Raw genomic sequence first — 17350 nt, 5'->3', positions numbered from 1 at the left:
CTTACCTCCACGTCTTCTTGCGTTTCCAACGGCGGCTTTCGCGCGCGCCTTCTTCCCGCACGCCAAGATAGAAGTTCTGGATGTCTTCGGATTTCAGCAACGTATCCGCAGCACCGTCCATGACGATGCGGCCTACCTCCATCACGTATCCATGATGCGCCAGCTGCAACGCCGCATTGGCGTTCTGTTCGACCAGCAGCATCGTCATATGCTGTTCTTCGTTCAGACGTTTCAGAATGGCGAATATTTCCTGCACCAAAAGCGGTGACAGACCCAGCGACGGCTCATCCAGCAGCATGATGCGGGGACGGGCCATCAGCCCCCGTCCGATTGCCAGCATCTGTTGCTGCCCGCCCGAAAGGGTGCCGGCCTCTTGCGTGCGACGATCTTTCAGAACGGGAAAGTAACTGAAAACAAGCTCGCGATCGTGGTCGATCTGCGCTTTGTCCGTTCGGGTATACGCGCCCAGGCTCAGGTTTTCATCGACGGTGAGCAGAGGAAACACCTCGCGCCCTTCGGGTACATGCACGATTCCGCGCTGGACGACGGTATGCGGCTCGGCCCCCTGAATGTCGTCTCCATCAAAGGTGATCGTGCCTTTTTCCGGGTCCATCACCCCCGAAACGGTTTTCATCAACGTCGTCTTGCCGGCACCGTTTGCGCCAAGGATCGAAACGATCGTGCCTTCGTGAACGTCCAGCGAAACACCGCGAATGGCCATGATCGGGCCATAAAAGCTTTCGACATTTCGGATTTTCAGGATTGGCGCGTTCATGAAGCTTTCCCAAGATAGGCTTCGATCACTGCCGGGTGCGATTGAACTTCGGCCGGGGTCCCAAGCGCCAGTTTTGCGCCGTCTGCCATGGCCAGAACCCGGTCTGACACGCCCGAGACCAGGCCCATGTCATGTTCTACCATCAAAACGGTGATGCCCATCTGCCGACGGATATCATCAATCCACCAACGCATGTCTGTTGTTTCTTCCACGGACAACCCCGAGGCCGGCTCATCCAGCAGCAGCAGCTTGGGGTCGGTGGCCAGCGCGCGGGCGACCTCGACCACTTTGCGCACGCCGTAGGGCAGCCCCGATATCATCTTGTCGCGATAAGCTTGCAGGTCGAGAAAGTCGATGATGCGTTCGACCTTCTCGCGGTTCTCCAGTTCCTGTTGCTTTGCAAATGGGGTGAACAGAATCTCGGATATCAGGTTTGTTCTGCGGTGGCGGTGGCGTCCGACCAGCAGGTTTTGCAGAACGGTTGCGTGTTCGAACAGCTCGATGTTTTGAAATGTCCGTGCCACACCATAGGCGGCGACACCGGACGGTTTGACCCGAAGCAGATCATGACCGTCATACCGGATCGCGCCTTCAATAGGATCGTAGAATCGGGAAATCAGGTTGAAAACAGTGGACTTGCCCGCACCGTTTGGGCCAACGATGGCAAAGACTTCACCTTCCCGAACGTCGAATGACAGGTCATCCACCGCCGTCAGGCCGCCGAACTTGAGGGTGACATTTTCGAACTCCAGCAAGCTCATCTCAGACGCTCCGTCTTGAGATAGGATTTCTGCCGTTTGAACATGTCTTTTCGATAAAAGGGGAACAGCTCGAACCAGGTGCGGATTTTCAGCCAGCGGCCATAGATGCCCATGGGTTCGAACAGGATGAAAGCGATCAGGATCATGCCGAAGATGCCGAATTCCAACCCCGGAATGGCGACTGTATTGCCGCCGAACAGGGCGCCGGCATATTCTTTTGAGATCGACAGAAACTGCGGCAGGAACCCGATCACGATCGCGCCCAGAAAGGCCCCGTGGATCGACCCCAGCCCGCCGATGACGATCATCATAAGCAGTTGGATCGAGATCAGAACACTGAAGGTTTCGTTGTTGAACGCTCCGGCGAACAACCCCATCAGCGCCCCGGCCCAGCCCGTCACCGCGCAGGACAACGCGAAAGAGGTCATCTTTGTCCGCGCGATATCGATACCCATCGCCTGGGCCGAAACCTCAGAGTCGCGCACCGCGATGAAGCTGCGCCCCAAAGGCGCGCGCAGCAGGTTGATATATCCCAGTGTGACCAGAACGGCGACGGTCAGGACCAGCCAGAAAAACTGATCGGGCGTTCCCCAGCGGTCTACCAGATGGCCAAAGATTTCGACCCCGCCGACATATTTGCCCGCAACGCCGCCGGTGATGGGTTCGGACAAAACGATGATGTCGTCCATCAGGATCGAAAGCGCCATGGTGAAGATGGCCAGATAGATGCCATGCAGGCGCAGGGCAGGGATCGCAACGGTCACGCCCGCGATCCCCGTCAGGATGCCAGCCAGCGGAAAGGCGAGCAGAAAGGGCACCCCGGCTTCGATCAGGGCAACGTTGGCATAGCAGCCAAAAGCCAGAAAGGCCGCGTGGCCCAGACTGACTTGCCCTGTATGCCCGGTCAGGACCATCAGACCCAATCCGGCAATGGCCCAGATCAGGACGTTGGTCAGCTCGCCCAGATAGAACTCATCCAGCCACCAGGGGGCTGCGAAAACCACCGTCAGAAGGATCAGATACAGGATAAGCTGGTAACGGTCTTTCCAAGGGCGGATATCCTGCATGTAGTCGGTTTTGAAGATGATCCGCATGGCTCAGACCTTTTTGACCCGAACCTGACTAAACAACCCGTTGGGGCGAAAGATCAGCACGGCCAGCAGCAGGGCGTATGGCGCGATCTGGCTGTAACCCGCGGCGATATAGCGGCTGGCAAAAGGTTCGATCACCCCGACGACAAGACCGCCGGCCAGCGCCCCGGGCAGGCTTCCGAACCCGCCGATGACGGCGGCGGCAAATGCCTTGATGCCCAGCAATCCCGTTGTCGGATCCACCGCGCCTTTGGCGGCGAACAGAATGCCTGCAATCCCCGCCACGATCCCGGCCAGCGCCCAGATGAACCCCTGAACCCGCTTGACAGGCACGCCCATGTAATACGCCGCCAGCTGGTTTTGCGACGCCCCCTGCATCGCCAGACCGAGTTTGGAGCGGTTGAAAAAGACGTAAAGGCCCCATGTCAGCAGGATGGTGACGACGATCACGGCGACATCCTCCAGCCCCAGCACAAGGCCGCCAAAGCGCAGCTCTTTCCCCGCCAGCGGGTTTTGCAGCGTTTGCGGTTCGTGCCCCCAGATCAATCCGGCCACGAAACGGATCACGAAGCCCAGGGCGATGGTCAGGATAACAACGGCGGTCTGACTTTCGCCAAACAGGCGGCGGATGATCAGGCGATCCAGAAGATATCCCAATGCCCCCATGATCCCCAGCGAGATCGGCAGGGCCAGCCAGAACGGCAGGCCCATATATTCGGTGTTGGTCAGGCCGATGGTGACAAAGGCCCCCAGCATCATGAAATCGCCCTGCGCGAAATTTACCGCTTCGGTCGCCTTGTAGATCAGAACAAAGCCAAGCGCGATCAAGCCATAGACACACCCGTTTGCCAGTCCGCTGATCAGCAGCTGCGCGTTATCCAAACTGTCCTCCCTCGACCGGTTTGCCGGTGTCGCGTTCCGCCCGCGCATCCTCCGGTGACGCGGGTTTGTTCTACTATGGCGTTATTATCACCTTGCCGTCACTCTTTTTCAGCGCATCAGCCAGGTTTGGCACAAGATTTCTGAGTGTAAGGTGTTCAGAAACATCCGTTTTCCAGCGCCCGTCGGCAAACCGGGCCTGAACCTCGGCCACAACTCGCATCTGATCGGCGGGCGGGGTCGACATCATCCAGCTTGTCAGCCAGAACCCTTCGATCCGCTTTCCCATGAAAATCAACTGCCCTGTCTGAGTCAGCGTCGGTGCCTCGGTAGACAGCTTGCCATAACTGATCCAGCGCGCCCGGTTGGGCATGGCGCAGAACAATTGTTCGGACAATTGGTCCGTCACGGCATCCAGAAAAACGCGCGGTTTCAGCTTCGCGCTCAGATCCGCAAACTTTGCGACAATGTCGTCGTCGGTTGTCACAAGCACTTCGGCCGCGCCAAGGTCTTTCAACATCTCTACCGTCTCGGCCCGGCGTACCAAAGCGATCGGCTTCAAACCCAGATCCCGACCAAGGCTGCACATCAGCTTGCCCAACTGGCTGGTCGCGGCTGATACGACAAAGGAATCGCCGTCGGCCTTGGCCATATCCACCATGGCCATCGCCGTCATTGGATTGACGATCTGGGCGGCCCCGTCATCGTCCGAGATATCAGGGCGCAGAGGGATGCACATCTGCATCTGTGTGACGACATATTCCGCCCAGGCCCCCGATCCGGCGGCGACGAACGCGACGCGTTGCCCTTGCAGGGCCTCGGCGCCCTTGCCGGCGGCCACGACGTCTCCGCATCCTTCAAAGCCGGCGGGGGTTCCCTTGACCCTTGGCTGCCCGTATTCACCCTTGATGAAATGCAGATCCGACGGATTGACCGAAGCCGCGCGCAGCCGGATCAGCACCTGACCCGGGCCGGGTTCAGGAGTGGGAACTTCGGCTTCTTCCAACCAGTCGGCGGCGTTTTCAACGGCCGGTCCGGTGGCCGTACCGGAATACCCGTCATGCTTAAGGATTGCGGCGAACATTGTCTGGGGCAGGTCGGTCATCGGTTGATCCTCGAATTTGGCTGAATCAAAGCACGTGCCTTGTCCGAAAAGCCTTCAGACCAGTCGGGCAGGGCGCGGGCTTTTTGTCAGGCACAGCCAATCAAAAGCCGTGCAGGAGGTCAATTCAACGACACCGTAACGTGGGGGCACCGCAGATGCGCCCTGGGGCAAAGGCCGACCCGTGGACCGGCCTTTAACACTTTACTGTTGGGTCAGCAGGTTGGTCAGTTCCTGAATTTTCTGAACAATCGTTTCAGGTGAGTCCTTGATATCATTCACAATCTTGATAGCCTGATCTTTCAGATCGGTGGCCAGAGTGCTTTCCTGAAGGGATGTCATAATGCCATCATAGTCGAAGCTGGTCGGGTCCAGCTTACCTTCCTGAATCCATGAGTTCAGCAACTCCTGCCCCTGACCGGCCAGCGCGGCCACCTGATCGCTGGCCTCCTGAGCAGCATCAGAGGCCTGATCCGCCACCGATGACGCCGCTTCGCTTGCCTGATCCGCAACCGACGAGGCCGCTTCTGTCGCTTGGTCCGTCAGCGACGAAGCCGCTTCGGAGGCTTGTTCGGTCGCGGCATCGACAGCGTCAGAGGCAGCTTCTTGTACAGATGAAGCCGCGTCTGTCACCGCTTCAGCGGCTTCTTCTGCCGCAGTTTCCAAACGCTCAGCGGGCGTGGGTTCGGGTTGATTCAGGTAATAATATCCACCAGCGCCAATTGCGGCGATGACGATGGCAAAAATAAGAGTACGCGACATGTGTGTCTCCTTTGGAAATTGTGTCGCCGGGATGCGCTAAAAATAGCTCAGGTACAAAGGGGAATTCCCAATAATTCACAGCAGAATAGAGTATAAGCCGGGCTATGCTCATTGCCCCTGGAAACGCGGCAAGAACACGCCTGCGCAAAGATGACGCGCCGTGTTTTGGCAGCGATCCGCCGGGAAAGGACCGCAAGCGCAACAAATTTTCGGGCGCTTCTTGTGTGCCAAAAAGGCAGCGTTGGGCCAGCATTGGGAAAGTGGCGGAGAGACAGGGATTCGAACCCTGGGTGGGCTTGCACCCACAACGGTTTTCGAGACCGCCCCGTTCGACCACTCCGGCACCTCTCCGCGGGGGTCTGTGAGGGGGGGATTTAGTGAGGAACGGGCAGGGGTGCAAGCAGAAAATTCGGGAATTGAAGAAACCCGGGATTTTCCGTTGCCTGCCAGCGCAAAACTCCTAGTCTGATATCCATGATACAGTTTGTACGCCGCTCTGCCTTTTGGTTTCTGGCCCCGCTTTTTGCGCTTGTTCTGATCCCGTTGGAACTTTCCGCCGCCAGCCGCGACCGGATAGAAGCCTTTCTGACCACAACCGGATTTGACGTTGCCCTTGAAAGTATCGCGCTAAGCTCGAGGTCTGCCCCTCAGATGCTGGGGATCGATCCAGATGGATTCGGATCGGACTGGGCACGCCTGGCGGACGAAGTCTTTGAAGTCGGCGCCATGCACGAGACTGCGGTTTCCATCCTCGAACAAACTCTGAGTGATGAGGCCCTGACACACGCGGTTGACTTCTATGCATCGGATCTGGGTCAGCGCCTGGTCGAGGCCGAAAACGCATCGCATATGCTTGAGGACGATGAGGCCAAGCAATTGGAAGGTCAAAAAATCGTCGCAGACCTGATCAAGGACGGATCGCAACGGGTCGAAAGTTTCAAGCGTATGAACAAGGCGATCGATTCGACCGGTACCGCAGTGCGGGCCTTGCAAGAAATTCAGGTGCGTTTTCTTCTGGCAGCTAGCGCATCAGGTGTCATCGAACTGCAACTGGATGCGGATGAATTGCGGGCGCTGATGAAGCGGAACGAAGCTGGCATGCGCCAATCGCTGCAACTGTCCAGTCTTGCGGGGGCAGCTTATACCTATCAGGACTTTTCCGATGCGGATGTCGACTCGTATGTCGAGGCGCTGGAAATGCCCCTCATGCAGGAGGTGTATGAATTGCTGAACGCGATCCAATACGAAATCATGGCCATGCGGTTCGAAGTTCTTGCGGCCCGAATGGCCGAACTGCATCCCGCACAGGATATCTGATGCACCGCGTTTTCCTGGCGATTGCGTTTGTTCTGTGGGGCGCACAATTGCTGGCCGATCAAAGGGTCGACCGCCTGGCGCAGGCCATGCACCTTTCGCATGTGATGGAAATTCTCGTAGACGAAGGGCAGGGGCACCGCGAGGAACTTGACGAAACGCTGTTGGACAATACCGGCGGCGCGTATTTTGAAGCGCAGGTCAAAGATATTTACGACCCGGTCTGGATGCAGAAATTCCTGACGGATGCTTTTGAGGCAGGTCTGTCCGTACCTCAGCTTGATCAGGCGATCCTTTTTTTCGAAAGCGATCTTGGTCAGACGATCGTGTCGCTGGAAAACTCGGCCCGGCAGGCGATGTCGGATCAGGCCATCGAGGATATGGCCCGTGAATCCTACGAGTCCGTTGAACGCGACTCGACACGTTTCGAGTTGGTCGATGAGTACATCCAGGCAAATGACCTTGTCGAAAAGAACGTGCATGGGGCGCTGAGTTCCGACTACAACTTCTTTCAGGGTCTTGATGTCGACGCGCAAGGTGACGATCAGGAATTGCTGGCCGAACTTCTGTCACAGAAAGAAAGCCGCGCAGCAGAAACCGAGGCGTGGCTTTATTCTTTTCTTCTGATGGCCTATCGGCCCTTGGACGAGGCCCAGATGCGCGAGAATATTGCGTTTTCCAGAACCGAAACCGGGCGCGCCCTGAATGAGGCGCTGTTCGACGGTTTTGACCGCATGTTCAACGATATCTCTTTCCGGTTGGGGCGGGCGGTTGCGCAGACACTCAGGGCGTCTGATCTCTGACGGCGCTTTGGTGTTGACTTTTCCCGGCGATCTAGGGATAAGCGCGCATCCCGGCCGGTTTTCCGTGCCGGGTATCGTTATTATTTGACCCTTGGGATGTCCTGATGGTCATTCACACAGCCCGAAAAGGGCGCGCTGTTCGAGGTGGCTTTCAAGTGTCTTGGGGCCGGAAACTCCCGGAAGGGGACCACAGAACGCGGTTTGGAAAAGGAAAGACGCATGTTTGCGGTCCTCAAGACTGGCGGCAAGCAGTACAAGGTTCAGGCGGGTGATATCCTCCGCGTTGAAAAACTGGCTGCCGACGCAGGTGAAAAAGTTCAATTCAACGATGTTCTGATGCTGGGCGGCGACGCTCCGGTTGTTGGTGCACCTTTCGTTGAAGGCGCAGGCGTACAGGCCGAAGTGATCGAACAGATCAAAGGTGACAAGGTCATCAAATTCGTCAAGCGCCGTCGTAAGCACAGCTCGAAGCGTACCGTCGGCCACCGTCAGAAGCTGACGCTGGTCAAAATCACCGACATCCTGTCGTCGGGCGCTGACAAGTCGGGCATCAAAGCTGCAACCGGGTCTGCTCCGGCTGGCGAAGCGGCACCTGCTGCAAAGCCTGCCAAGAAAGCAGAAGCCAAAGCAGAGGCGCCCGCCGCTGCTGCTGCCGCTGACGATCTGACCAAGCTGAACGGTGTCGGTCCTGCCGCTGCCAAAAAGCTGGTTGAGGCCGGTATCGAGAGCTTTGCCGCTCTGGCCGCCTTGTCGGACGAGCAGATTGCTGCTATCGACACCATCAAAGTGAAACCCGAATGGGTTGAGCAGGCCAAAGATCTGGCCAAAGGCTAAGGAGAGAGAGAATGGCACATAAAAAAGCTGGCGGTTCCTCCCGTAACGGTCGCGACTCAGCGGGTCGTCGCCTTGGCGTGAAACTCTATGGTGGCCAAGCCGCCATCGCAGGCAACATCATCGTACGTCAGCGCGGCACCAAATTCTGGCCGGGCGAAGGCGTAGGCATTGGCAAAGACCACACGATCTTTGCAACTGTCGATGGCGCCGTTAAGTTCCACAAGGGACTCAAAAACCGCACCTTTATTTCGGTCCTGCCAGTGGCGGAGGCCGCAGAGTAAGCCGAAACCCAGAAGGTTTAAGAAAAATTCATGGGGGACCGGCACAAAGTGCCGGTCCCTTTTTTCGTTTTAACGCAGTCGTGATCAAACAAACCGATGACAGTTGCAACCACCAGTTTCCTGATCTTTGCCGCCAGCCAGGTCGGCACGCCGGGACCGGCCAACATGGTCCTGCTGGGTACTGGTGCGCGTTTTGGCTTTCGCGCCGCGTTGCCTTTTGTCGGGGGTGTTATCCTTGGGAAGCAGCTGATCATTTGGCCGGTCGGTTTTGGGTTGCTGCATCTCGCGGATCAGGCGCCTGAGGTGTTTACGGTACTTAAGTACGCGTCAGCAGCCTATATTTTTTGGCTGGCGTGGAAGATTGCCAACACGCGTTTGTCGCGACAACAGGCTGACGGGAACGCCCCCGGCTTTCTGGCTGGGCTGATTGTTCATCCGCTCAACCCCAAGGCCTGGGCCATGATCATTGCCGGGTTCACCGGGTTTGTGGCTGCGGGCACCCCCAGTTTCGAAGCGACGGTTACGATTGCTCTGTGTTTGTTGTTTTGCCAGGTGATCCTTCATCCGATCTGGACTTTTGCGGGCGATAGAATTGCCCATGCGGTTGAAGGACGACCCGTTGAAAAATATCTGATGTGGACGTTGGCAGGCCTTACGGTTGCGTCCGTACTTTTCGTGTTGTTCGGAGGAGGAACACACCCATGAAACTTGAAACAATAATAAATCAGCCGGTCATCGAAACCGAGCGGTTCGATCTGCGCCCTCTGCGGCGGTCGGATATGGGGCTGATCGAGCACTATGCCGGCGATGAGCGTGTGGCACGCATGACGACGAGTATTGCACATCCTTTGGCCCCCGGCTCGACCGAGGCCTTTGTGACGCGCTCGATGGCCGAGGACCGGGACGAAGACGTCTGGGTCATGGATGCCACCAAGGACGGCGGTCCGGAGCTGATTGGTCTGATCACGCTGAAGCGGCTGGATCGGAACCAGTCCGAAGTGGGCTATTGGGTGGCGCCGATCTATTGGAACACCGGCATCGCGTCGATGGCTGTGGAAGCACTGGTAAATGCCAACCCGCTGAAAAACGCGACGATGTTTGCCAGCGTGTTTCAGGACAATCCGGCCTCGGCCCGGGTCCTGACTCATTGCGGGTTCCAGTATCTTGGCGATGCAGAAAGCTATTCGGTGGCGCGTGATGCGAATGTGCCCACCTGGACATACAGTAAAAAACTCTGACTTGTGGCCGATGGGGCCTTTGCAGTAGGGGACAAACCATGAAATTTCTCGATCTTGCAAAGGTCTACATCCGGTCCGGGGCCGGCGGTAGCGGCTGCGTCAGCTTCCGACGCGAAAAATACATTGAATACGGCGGCCCTGATGGCGGGGACGGCGGTAAAGGCGGTTCTGTATGGGCCGAAGTTGTGGACGGGCTGAACACCCTGATCGACTTCCGTTATCAGCAACATTTTTTTGCCAAGAACGGCCAGCCGGGCAGGGGGCAGCAACGCACCGGCAAGGATGGCGATGACATTGTCCTGCGCGTGCCCGTCGGCACCGAGATCCTGGATGAGGATGTAGAAACCGTCATTTGCGATCTGACCGAGGTGGGACAGCGCGTTCTGCTGGCGAAAGGTGGCAATGGCGGTTTCGGCAATCTGCACTTCAAATCCGCCACCAACCAGGCCCCGCGGCGTGCAAATCCGGGGCAGGCGGGCATTGACCGCACGATTTGGCTGCGTCTGAAACTGATCGCCGATGTTGGCCTGCTGGGCATGCCAAATGCAGGCAAATCGACTTTTCTTGCAGCCACGTCAAACGCGCGGCCCAAGATCGCGGATTATCCGTTTACCACGCTGCACCCAAATCTGGGTGTCGTGGGGGTCGACAACGTGGAATTCGTCGTGGCCGACATCCCCGGCCTGATCGAAGGCGCACATGAAGGACGCGGGATCGGAGACCGCTTTCTTGGTCATGTTGAGCGCTGCGCTGTACTGTTGCATCTTGTCGATGGTACGTCGGAAACGGTTGCCGATGATTACCGCACGATTATCCACGAGCTTGAGGCCTATGGCGGCGAGCTGGCACAGAAACCCCGGATCACCGTCCTGAACAAGGTCGATGCGCTGGATGACGACGAACGTGATCTGGCCAAGGCCGAGCTTGAAGAGGCCGTTGGCGGCCAGGTGATGATGATGTCCGGTGTTGCTCATCAAGGTGTAACCGAGGTTTTGCGTGCGTTGCGCGGCCAGATCGATGACAATCGTGTTCGTCAGAAACCCGCTGAGGAGGCGCAGCCTTGGCAACCCTGACTTCAGCGCGCCGATTGGTTGTCAAAATTGGGTCAGCTTTACTGGTTGATCGCAAAACCGGCTTGTTGCGAAATGAATGGTTGTTTTCGTTGGCGCAGGATGTCGTATGGCTCAAGGAGCAGGGGACAGATGTAATCCTGGTCTCGTCCGGATCGATTGCACTGGGCCGCGGCGTTTTGGGGCTGTCCATGGCGACATTGCCTTTGGAAAAGTCGCAAGCTGCCGCTGCCGTCGGGCAAATTCGTCTGGCGCGCGCATATGAAGAAGCGTTGACACCTCATGGGATCACCACAGCTCAGGTCCTGGTGACATTGGAGGACAGCGAAGATCGCCGCCGCTATCTGAATTCACGCGCGACCCTGGAAACTCTGCTGGGTTTGGGGGTCGTGCCGATCGTCAACGAAAACGATACCGTGGCAACGGATGAGATTCGGTATGGCGACAATGATCGTCTGGCCGCGCAAATCGCGGTGACCGTGGGGGCGGATCAGTTGATCCTGCTGTCGGATGTCGATGGTTTCTATTCGGGCAACCCCAACGAGGACGCCTCGGCCACGCGTTTCGAAACGATCGACAAGATCACGCCCGAGATCGAAGCCATGGCGGGCGATGCGGGCTCTGGCTTGTCAAAGGGCGGAATGAAGACAAAGCTGCTGGCCGCCAAGATGGCCACCGCGGGCGGGTGTGCGATGGCGATCACGGAAGGATCGGTTCTGAACCCTCTGAAAACGCTGGAAAATGGCGCAAGCTGTACGTGGTTTACCGCAACGCTGGATCCGCACGCTGCGCGCAAACGTTGGATTTCAGCCATGAAACCGCGTGGCGAAATTACCATTGATGAAGGGGCTGCCAACGCGCTGGCAAATGGCAAAAGTCTGTTGCCCGCGGGTATTGTCGAAGTGACCGGCGATTTCGGGCGCGGCGACCCCGTTGCGATCCTTGATCCCAAAGCCCGCCGGCTGGCGCAGGGGATCAGCCGTTACACCGCGCAAGAGGCTGACGCGATCAAAGGGCGCAGGTCGTCCGAGATCGAGGCGACACTTGGATATCCCGGCCGTGCGGCCTTGATTCACCGGGATGATCTGGCCCTGTAAATACTGAAAAAGATGACCTGAAAGGCACGCGACATGAAAGATTTCGACAGCATTCCCGCTCTGATGGCTGATCTTGGGAAACGTGCCAAAGCGGCATCGCGCGATCTGGCTTTTGCAAGCCCAGAACGCAAACATGCCTCCCTGATTGCAGCAGCCGACGCGGTTTGGGCCAATCGGGCGCAGATCATCGAAGCCAACCGGAAGGACCTGGAGTTCGGCCGCGAGAAGGGCCTGAGCCCGGCGATGATGGATCGGCTGATGCTGGATGAGGCGCGTGTTCAGGGCATGGTCGATGGTCTGCGCGCAGTGGCTGATCAGACCGATCCGGTGGGCGAAGTGCTGGCCGAATGGGACCGCCCGACCGGATTGAAAATCCAACGCGTACGCACCCCGCTGGGTGTGATCGGCGTGATCTATGAAAGCCGCCCCAATGTCACGGCCGACGCAGGCGCGCTGTGTCTGAAATCCGGAAATGCCGTCATCCTGCGCGGCGGCTCCGAGAGCTTTCATTCTTCGACCGCGATTCATGCCTGCCTGGTCGAGGGGCTGAAGGCTGCCGATCTGCCGGAAGATGCGATTCAACTGGTGCCGACACGTGACCGCGCGGCGGTGCAGGAATTGCTGACCATGACCGACTATGTCGACGTCATCGTTCCGCGCGGCGGCAAGGGGTTGGTCGGGCTGGTCCAGCGTGAGGCCCGTGTGCCTGTTTTTGCTCATCTTGAAGGCATCGTGCACATCTATGTCGACAAGGCCGCTGATCCGCAGAAAACGCTGGACGTGGTGTTGAACGCCAAGACGCGCCGTACCGGGATCTGCGGCGCTGCCGAATGCCTGCTGATCCATCAGGACATCGCCGAAACGCTGGGGCGTGACGTGATCGCCGCGCTGCTGAAAGCCGGGGTCGAGGTTCATGCCGAAGGCGCTCTTGCGGTCGAGGGTACAATTTCTGCGGCGGCGGAGGATTGGGGAAAAGAGTTTCTGGACAGCGTGATCGCGGCCAAGCCCGTCGCTGATATCGACGCCGCCATCGCGCATATCCAGCATTACGGGTCGAACCATACCGATTGTATCATGACCGAGGATGACACGGCCGCGGCCCGGTTCTTTGAGCGCTTGGATAGCGCGATCCTGATGCACAACGCGTCGACTCAGTTCGCCGATGGTGGCGAATTCGGGATGGGCGCTGAGATTGGTATCGCCACGGGCAAAATGCATGCCCGCGGCCCGGTGGGGGCCGCCCAGTTGACCAGTTTCAAATATCTTGTGCGCGGGAACGGAACGATTCGGGATTAAAAACACAGCACAATGCGGGTCGCGGCGGTTTCCACGGAAACGCGCCGACCCATCGCATTTGCCGTTTCAGGCAGCAGAGCGAACTGGACCTGCGCGGGTGTAATCTTGTTGGGAAACCGGCCGGTTGCAACATGTTTCCACAGTTCAGTGTCCACGTTCAGCTTGTCCGCTGTCCCGGTGACCGACCATTTTCCATCTTGGGTCGTGATTTCGACTGTGCCGCCCAGTGGCATGGCGCTTTCGAAACACATGATTGCCAAAAAGGCCAGTTTGACCTGATTTCGGGGCACGGGCTCCTTCAGATTCCAGATAACCCGCACCCGTCCGGTGTGTTCGATGTCCTTGAGCAGTTCGGTCACTTCGGCACGGCCCAGCGGATGTTCTCCTGCTGATCCGAAGGCAACCCGAAAAAACCGGATACGCGAACCTGCACTGCCAACGCTGCCCGTGATCAACTCCATCTCGGGGCCCTGGACAGCGCCAACCATGTCCAACAGCTCCAGCCCGTTGGTGATCGCCCCGATCGGGCTGATCAGATCATGGCAGATCCGTGAGCCAATCAATTCAGCCAGGTTGACGTTCGTGTTGCCCATGCGTACCTCCTGCGGTATCTGCCGCAGGAACCGGAAGCCCCAAATGACAGACATGAATGCTATTCTTGCACCGGGCATGTTTGTTCGCCACCCGGATTTCCCCGAATGGGGCGTCGGACAGGTTCAGTCCAACATCGCAGGCAAGATCACCGTAAACTTTCGCGAGCAGGGGAAAGTGGTAATCGACGGAACACGCATCGCCCTGATGCCGGTCTTTGATCCGTGAAACTGGTTTAAGAAGAGTTAACGGAAAAGACCATATCTCCACTTGTTGCCTTCCCCCGAAGAACTGAGGTATCAGCCGCGTTGATAATACAGGATCGATAGTCTGACATGCCGGACGCTGGCCCCTCGTTCACGATTAAACTGGCGGAAACCCAGGACGAACTGCGCGCCGCGCAGCGATTGCGTTATGACGTATTTGTGCGCGAACTCGGCGGCGGAGGGGCGCTGATCGATCATGTGGCCGGGCTGGAACGGGACCGGTTTGATCCCTATTTCGATCACATGCTGGCCATTGATGATACGACCGGAGAAGTTGTCGGTGTTTACAGGCTGTTACCGGGGGATCGCGCCGCTGAATTGGGACAGTTTTATTCCGAAGACGAATACGATCTGAGCGTTCTCAAGCAAAGTGGCCGCAAGTTGCTGGAACTGGGCCGGTCGTGCCTGCACAGGGACTACCGGGGCGGTACGGCCATGTATCATCTCTGGAATGGTCTCTCTCGCTATGTGGCCCAGCGTCAGATCGAAGTCCTGTTCGGCGTCGCCAGCTTTCACGGCACGGATGTTCAGGAACTGGCCCAGCCGCTGTCCATGCTGCATCACAATCATCTGGCGCCGCCAGACCTGCGTGTGCGCGCCCAGCCAAACGTGTTTCAGACCATGGATCTTGTCGCACCGGGCGCATTGGATCGCCGCCGCGCCATGGTGCAGGTTCCGGCCCTGATCAAAGCCTATCTGAGGCTTGGCGGATTTGTGGGTGAGGGGGCGTTTATCGATCATTCCTTCAATACCACCGATGTGTGCCTGATCCTGGATACGACCCGTATGAACGAGCGCCAGAAGCGCATCTATGGCGGAGCTTGATCCGGTGAAAGATCCGCTTTGGAACAGTGAGGATGCGCCAGATCCGATCGAACTGGGTTTTGTCGGCTGGATTCTGGTGATCCTGAGAGGCCTGCCCTTGGCCATCCTTGTGTTCGGTGGGCTGCTTGTTCTGTTGGCCATTCGACTGATCGAGTTGCCGCTTTGTGGCGTTCGTCGCCCCGTTACACCGTTCATCAGCCAGTTCGTGTGCCGAAACGCGTTCCGAATCCTGGGAATCGGATTTCGCTACTCGGGGGCATTGATGAAGGAACACGGTGCCGTTGTCGCCAACCACACGTCCTGGCTGGATATATTTGCCTTGAACGCCCGCAAAAGGGTCTACTTCGTGTCCAAGGCAGAAGTTGCGAACTGGCCGGGTATCGGATGGTTGGCACGGGCCACCGGGACCGTATTCATCGAGCGGGATCGCAAAAAGGCGCGCGAGCAGACGGCGATATTCGAAGAACGTCTGAAGGCCGGACATAAGCTGTTGTTTTTCCCCGAGGGAACCTCGACCGACGGATTGCGCGTTTTGCCATTCAAAACAACGCTCTTTGCTGCTTTCTTCGCGGATGAATTGCGGGATTTCATGTATGTTCAACCGGTCTCGGTGGTGTTTCACGCGCCGAAAGGTCAGCCTGACCGGTTCTATGGCTGGTGGGGCGATATGGATTTCGCGCCGCATCTGCTCAAGACCTTGGGCGCGCGCAGGCAGGGGGCTGTTGAACTGATCTATCACGCTCCCGCCCGGGTCAGGGATTTCGCCAACCGCAAAGAACTGGCGGCCCATTGCGAAGCGGCAGTGCGCCACGCGCATGCATTAGCGCGGCTTGAAAAATAAGGCTTTGACCCTTGCGCTGCCTTCAAACCTGCCGTATACGCGCGCCATTCAAACCCGCAGGCGGGGTTTGGGCCCTGTAGGGGAGACATCCCTATCTGGCCCGCCGGTTGGAGCAGTTGCTTCTTTCACCCCCGCCGAGGCGTAAACCGGAAAAGGAAAACATAGCATGGCTCTTCCCGAGTTCTCCATGCGTCAGCTGCTGGAAGCTGGCGTTCACTTTGGTCACCAGACACAGCGTTGGAATCCCCGCATGGGCCCGTTCATCTACGGCTCGCGCAATGGCATCCACATCATGGACCTGACCCAGACCGTTCCGATGCTGGATCAGGCGCTGCAGGCCGTTCGTGACACCGTGGCAAAAGGTGGCCGCGTTCTGTTCGTTGGTACCAAGCGTCAGGCCGCTGGCCCGATCGCAGAAGCCGCTGAAAAGTCGGCTCAGTACTACATGAACCACCGCTGGCTGGGCGGCACCCTGACCAACTGGAAAACCGTTTCCCAGTCGATCAACCGTCTGAACCAGATCGACGAAGCGATGGAATCGGGCGCCGAAGGCCTGACCAAGAAAGAGCGTCTGGGCATGGAGCGTGACCAGGCCAAGCTGCAGGCGTCGCTGGGCGGTATCCGCGAGATGGGCGGCGTTCCTGACCTGCTGTTCGTCATCGACGTCAAGAAAGAAGCACTGGCCATCGCCGAAGCCAACAAGCTGGGTATCCCGGTTGTGGCTGTGGTTGACACCAACTGCTCGCCCGACGGCGTTGACTATATCATCCCCGGCAACGACGACGCAGCCCGCGCCATCGCGCTGTACTGTGATCTGGCCGCACGTGCCGCTCTGGACGGCATGACCGCTCAGATGGGTGCAGCAGGCGTTGACCTGGGCGCATTCGAAGAAGCACCGGTTGAAGAAGTCGTTGCAGAAGAAGCACCGGCGGAAGCTGCAGCAGAAACACCTGCCGAAGCGTAGGCTGCCCGTCACGTAAATGACATATGGGGCAGGGTATGACCTGCCCCAATTCCATTTGAATTGAGGAGAGCCAAGAGATGGCAATCACAGCAGCAATGGTTAAAGAACTGCGCGACTCGACCGGCGCAGGCATGATGGACGCGAAAAAAGCGCTGACTGAAACCGGCGGCAACATGGACGAAGCCGTTGACTGGCTGCGCACCAAAGGTCTGGCCAAGGCGGCCAAGAAATCGGGCCGTACCGCAGCAGAAGGTCTGGTTGCAGTTCACGTCGATGGCGGCAACGGTGTTGCTGTTGAAGTGAACTCGGAAACCGACTTTGTCGCGAAAAACGCTGAGTTCCAGGAAATGGTTGGCAAGATCGCATTTGCCGCAGAAGGAGTTGCAGATGTTGACGCGCTGCTGGCAGCTGATCTGGGCGGCAAGTCGGTTGCCGACACCCTGACCGACAAGATCGCCACCATTGGCGAGAACATGTCGGTACGCCGCATGGCCAAACTGTCGGGCGACACAGTTGTGTCCTACGTCCACAACGCAGCCACCAATGGCATGGGCAAAATC

General features: G+C 58.0%; 21 protein-coding genes and 1 tRNA gene. 14 read left to right on the top strand and 8 right to left on the bottom strand.

Going from position 1 to position 17350, the window contains the following annotated elements; translation table 11 throughout:
* Position 1: 1 nt before the first annotated feature.
* The 7 genes from AC2FNN_RS05910 to AC2FNN_RS05880 all read right to left on the bottom strand — a co-directional run bounded on the left by AC2FNN_RS05910 (position 2) and on the right by AC2FNN_RS05880 (position 5721).
* Complete coding sequence (locus tag AC2FNN_RS05910; protein ID WP_496757251.1) at positions 2-775, bottom strand: ABC transporter ATP-binding protein; 774 nt, start codon at positions 773-775, stop codon at positions 2-4.
* Positions 772-1536: an ABC transporter ATP-binding protein gene (locus AC2FNN_RS05905; protein WP_496757250.1), complete on the bottom strand. Its 765-nt coding sequence runs from the start codon at positions 1534-1536 to the stop codon at positions 772-774. The genes AC2FNN_RS05910 and AC2FNN_RS05905 overlap by 4 nt, the downstream gene beginning before the upstream one ends.
* Positions 1533-2630: a branched-chain amino acid ABC transporter permease gene (locus tag AC2FNN_RS05900; protein ID WP_496757248.1), complete on the bottom strand. Its 1098-nt coding sequence runs from the start codon at positions 2628-2630 to the stop codon at positions 1533-1535. The genes AC2FNN_RS05905 and AC2FNN_RS05900 overlap by 4 nt, the downstream gene beginning before the upstream one ends.
* Positions 2631-2633: 3 nt before the next feature.
* Entirely contained in the window at positions 2634-3509 is an 876-nt protein-coding gene (locus AC2FNN_RS05895; protein ID WP_171168199.1) for a branched-chain amino acid ABC transporter permease, read from the bottom strand.
* A gap of 73 nt (positions 3510-3582) precedes the next feature.
* Positions 3583-4611, bottom strand: a complete 1029-nt coding sequence (locus AC2FNN_RS05890; protein WP_496757247.1) for a zinc-binding dehydrogenase — start codon at positions 4609-4611, stop codon at positions 3583-3585.
* Between the two features lie 201 nt (positions 4612-4812).
* On the bottom strand, positions 4813-5370 hold the full coding sequence (locus AC2FNN_RS05885; RefSeq protein WP_496757245.1) for a hypothetical protein: 558 nt from the start codon (positions 5368-5370) through the stop codon (positions 4813-4815).
* Positions 5371-5631: 261 nt separating this feature from the next.
* Positions 5632-5721 (bottom strand) — tRNA-Ser (locus AC2FNN_RS05880).
* A gap of 123 nt (positions 5722-5844) precedes the next feature.
* On the opposite strand from AC2FNN_RS05880, the gene AC2FNN_RS05875 reads away from it, so the two are divergent.
* From AC2FNN_RS05875 to AC2FNN_RS05835, 9 genes are all read left to right on the top strand, one after another.
* Entirely contained in the window at positions 5845-6687 is an 843-nt protein-coding gene (locus tag AC2FNN_RS05875) for a DUF2059 domain-containing protein (RefSeq protein ID WP_496757244.1), read from the top strand.
* Entirely contained in the window at positions 6687-7487 is an 801-nt protein-coding gene (locus tag AC2FNN_RS05870) for a DUF2059 domain-containing protein (protein ID WP_496757242.1), read from the top strand. The genes AC2FNN_RS05875 and AC2FNN_RS05870 overlap by 1 nt, the downstream gene beginning before the upstream one ends.
* A gap of 219 nt (positions 7488-7706) precedes the next feature.
* Positions 7707-8321, top strand: a complete 615-nt coding sequence (locus AC2FNN_RS05865; RefSeq protein ID WP_496757241.1) for a 50S ribosomal protein L21 — start codon at positions 7707-7709, stop codon at positions 8319-8321.
* Between the two features lie 11 nt (positions 8322-8332).
* On the top strand, positions 8333-8602 hold the full coding sequence (gene rpmA / locus AC2FNN_RS05860; protein WP_050602452.1) for a 50S ribosomal protein L27: 270 nt from the start codon (positions 8333-8335) through the stop codon (positions 8600-8602).
* A 96-nt stretch (positions 8603-8698) separates the two neighbouring features.
* Complete coding sequence (locus AC2FNN_RS05855; RefSeq protein ID WP_496757240.1) at positions 8699-9307, top strand: LysE family translocator; 609 nt, start codon at positions 8699-8701, stop codon at positions 9305-9307.
* Positions 9304-9840 carry a GNAT family N-acetyltransferase gene (locus tag AC2FNN_RS05850; protein WP_152457964.1) on the top strand — a complete coding sequence of 179 codons (537 nt, stop codon included), beginning with the start codon at positions 9304-9306 and terminating at the stop codon, positions 9838-9840. Before AC2FNN_RS05855 ends, AC2FNN_RS05850 begins: the two co-directional genes overlap by 4 nt.
* A 38-nt stretch (positions 9841-9878) precedes the next feature.
* Positions 9879-10913: a GTPase ObgE gene (gene obgE / locus AC2FNN_RS05845; protein WP_496757238.1), complete on the top strand. Its 1035-nt coding sequence runs from the start codon at positions 9879-9881 to the stop codon at positions 10911-10913.
* Positions 10901-12007, top strand: a complete 1107-nt coding sequence (gene proB / locus AC2FNN_RS05840) for a glutamate 5-kinase (protein ID WP_496757237.1) — start codon at positions 10901-10903, stop codon at positions 12005-12007. Before obgE ends, proB begins: the two co-directional genes overlap by 13 nt.
* A gap of 33 nt (positions 12008-12040) precedes the next feature.
* Positions 12041-13303: a glutamate-5-semialdehyde dehydrogenase gene (locus AC2FNN_RS05835; protein ID WP_496757236.1), complete on the top strand. Its 1263-nt coding sequence runs from the start codon at positions 12041-12043 to the stop codon at positions 13301-13303.
* Here the strand turns inward: AC2FNN_RS05835 and AC2FNN_RS05830 are convergent.
* Positions 13300-13896 carry a histidine phosphotransferase family protein gene (locus AC2FNN_RS05830; RefSeq protein ID WP_496757234.1) on the bottom strand — a complete coding sequence of 199 codons (597 nt, stop codon included), beginning with the start codon at positions 13894-13896 and terminating at the stop codon, positions 13300-13302. The genes AC2FNN_RS05835 and AC2FNN_RS05830 overlap by 4 nt on opposite strands.
* Positions 13897-13939: 43 nt before the next feature.
* Here AC2FNN_RS05830 and AC2FNN_RS05825 point away from each other — a divergent pair, with 43 nt between their 5' ends.
* From AC2FNN_RS05825 to tsf, 5 genes are all read left to right on the top strand, one after another.
* Positions 13940-14122 (top strand): DUF3553 domain-containing protein, encoded by a 183-nt coding sequence (locus AC2FNN_RS05825; RefSeq protein WP_050602459.1) that lies wholly within the window; start codon positions 13940-13942, stop codon positions 14120-14122.
* Between the two features lie 107 nt (positions 14123-14229).
* Positions 14230-14985 carry an L-ornithine N(alpha)-acyltransferase gene (gene olsB / locus AC2FNN_RS05820; RefSeq protein ID WP_496757232.1) on the top strand — a complete coding sequence of 252 codons (756 nt, stop codon included), beginning with the start codon at positions 14230-14232 and terminating at the stop codon, positions 14983-14985.
* Complete coding sequence (gene olsA / locus AC2FNN_RS05815) at positions 14972-15826, top strand: lyso-ornithine lipid O-acyltransferase (RefSeq protein ID WP_496757231.1); 855 nt, start codon at positions 14972-14974, stop codon at positions 15824-15826. The genes olsB and olsA overlap by 14 nt, the downstream gene beginning before the upstream one ends.
* 166 nt (positions 15827-15992) lie before the next feature.
* Positions 15993-16790, top strand: coding sequence for a 30S ribosomal protein S2 (gene rpsB, locus AC2FNN_RS05810; RefSeq protein WP_496757230.1), 798 nt, complete (start codon positions 15993-15995; stop codon positions 16788-16790).
* Positions 16791-16867: 77 nt separating this feature from the next.
* Positions 16868-17350, top strand: a 483-nt coding sequence (tsf, locus tag AC2FNN_RS05805; RefSeq protein WP_496757229.1) for a translation elongation factor Ts, incomplete at its 3' end; no start/stop codon positions are given.

The sequence above is a fragment of the Ruegeria sp. BHSA118 genome (genome assembly GCF_059613405.1).
Note: the sequence above shows the minus strand (reverse complement) of the source record. Positions and strands in the feature narration are given on the sequence as shown.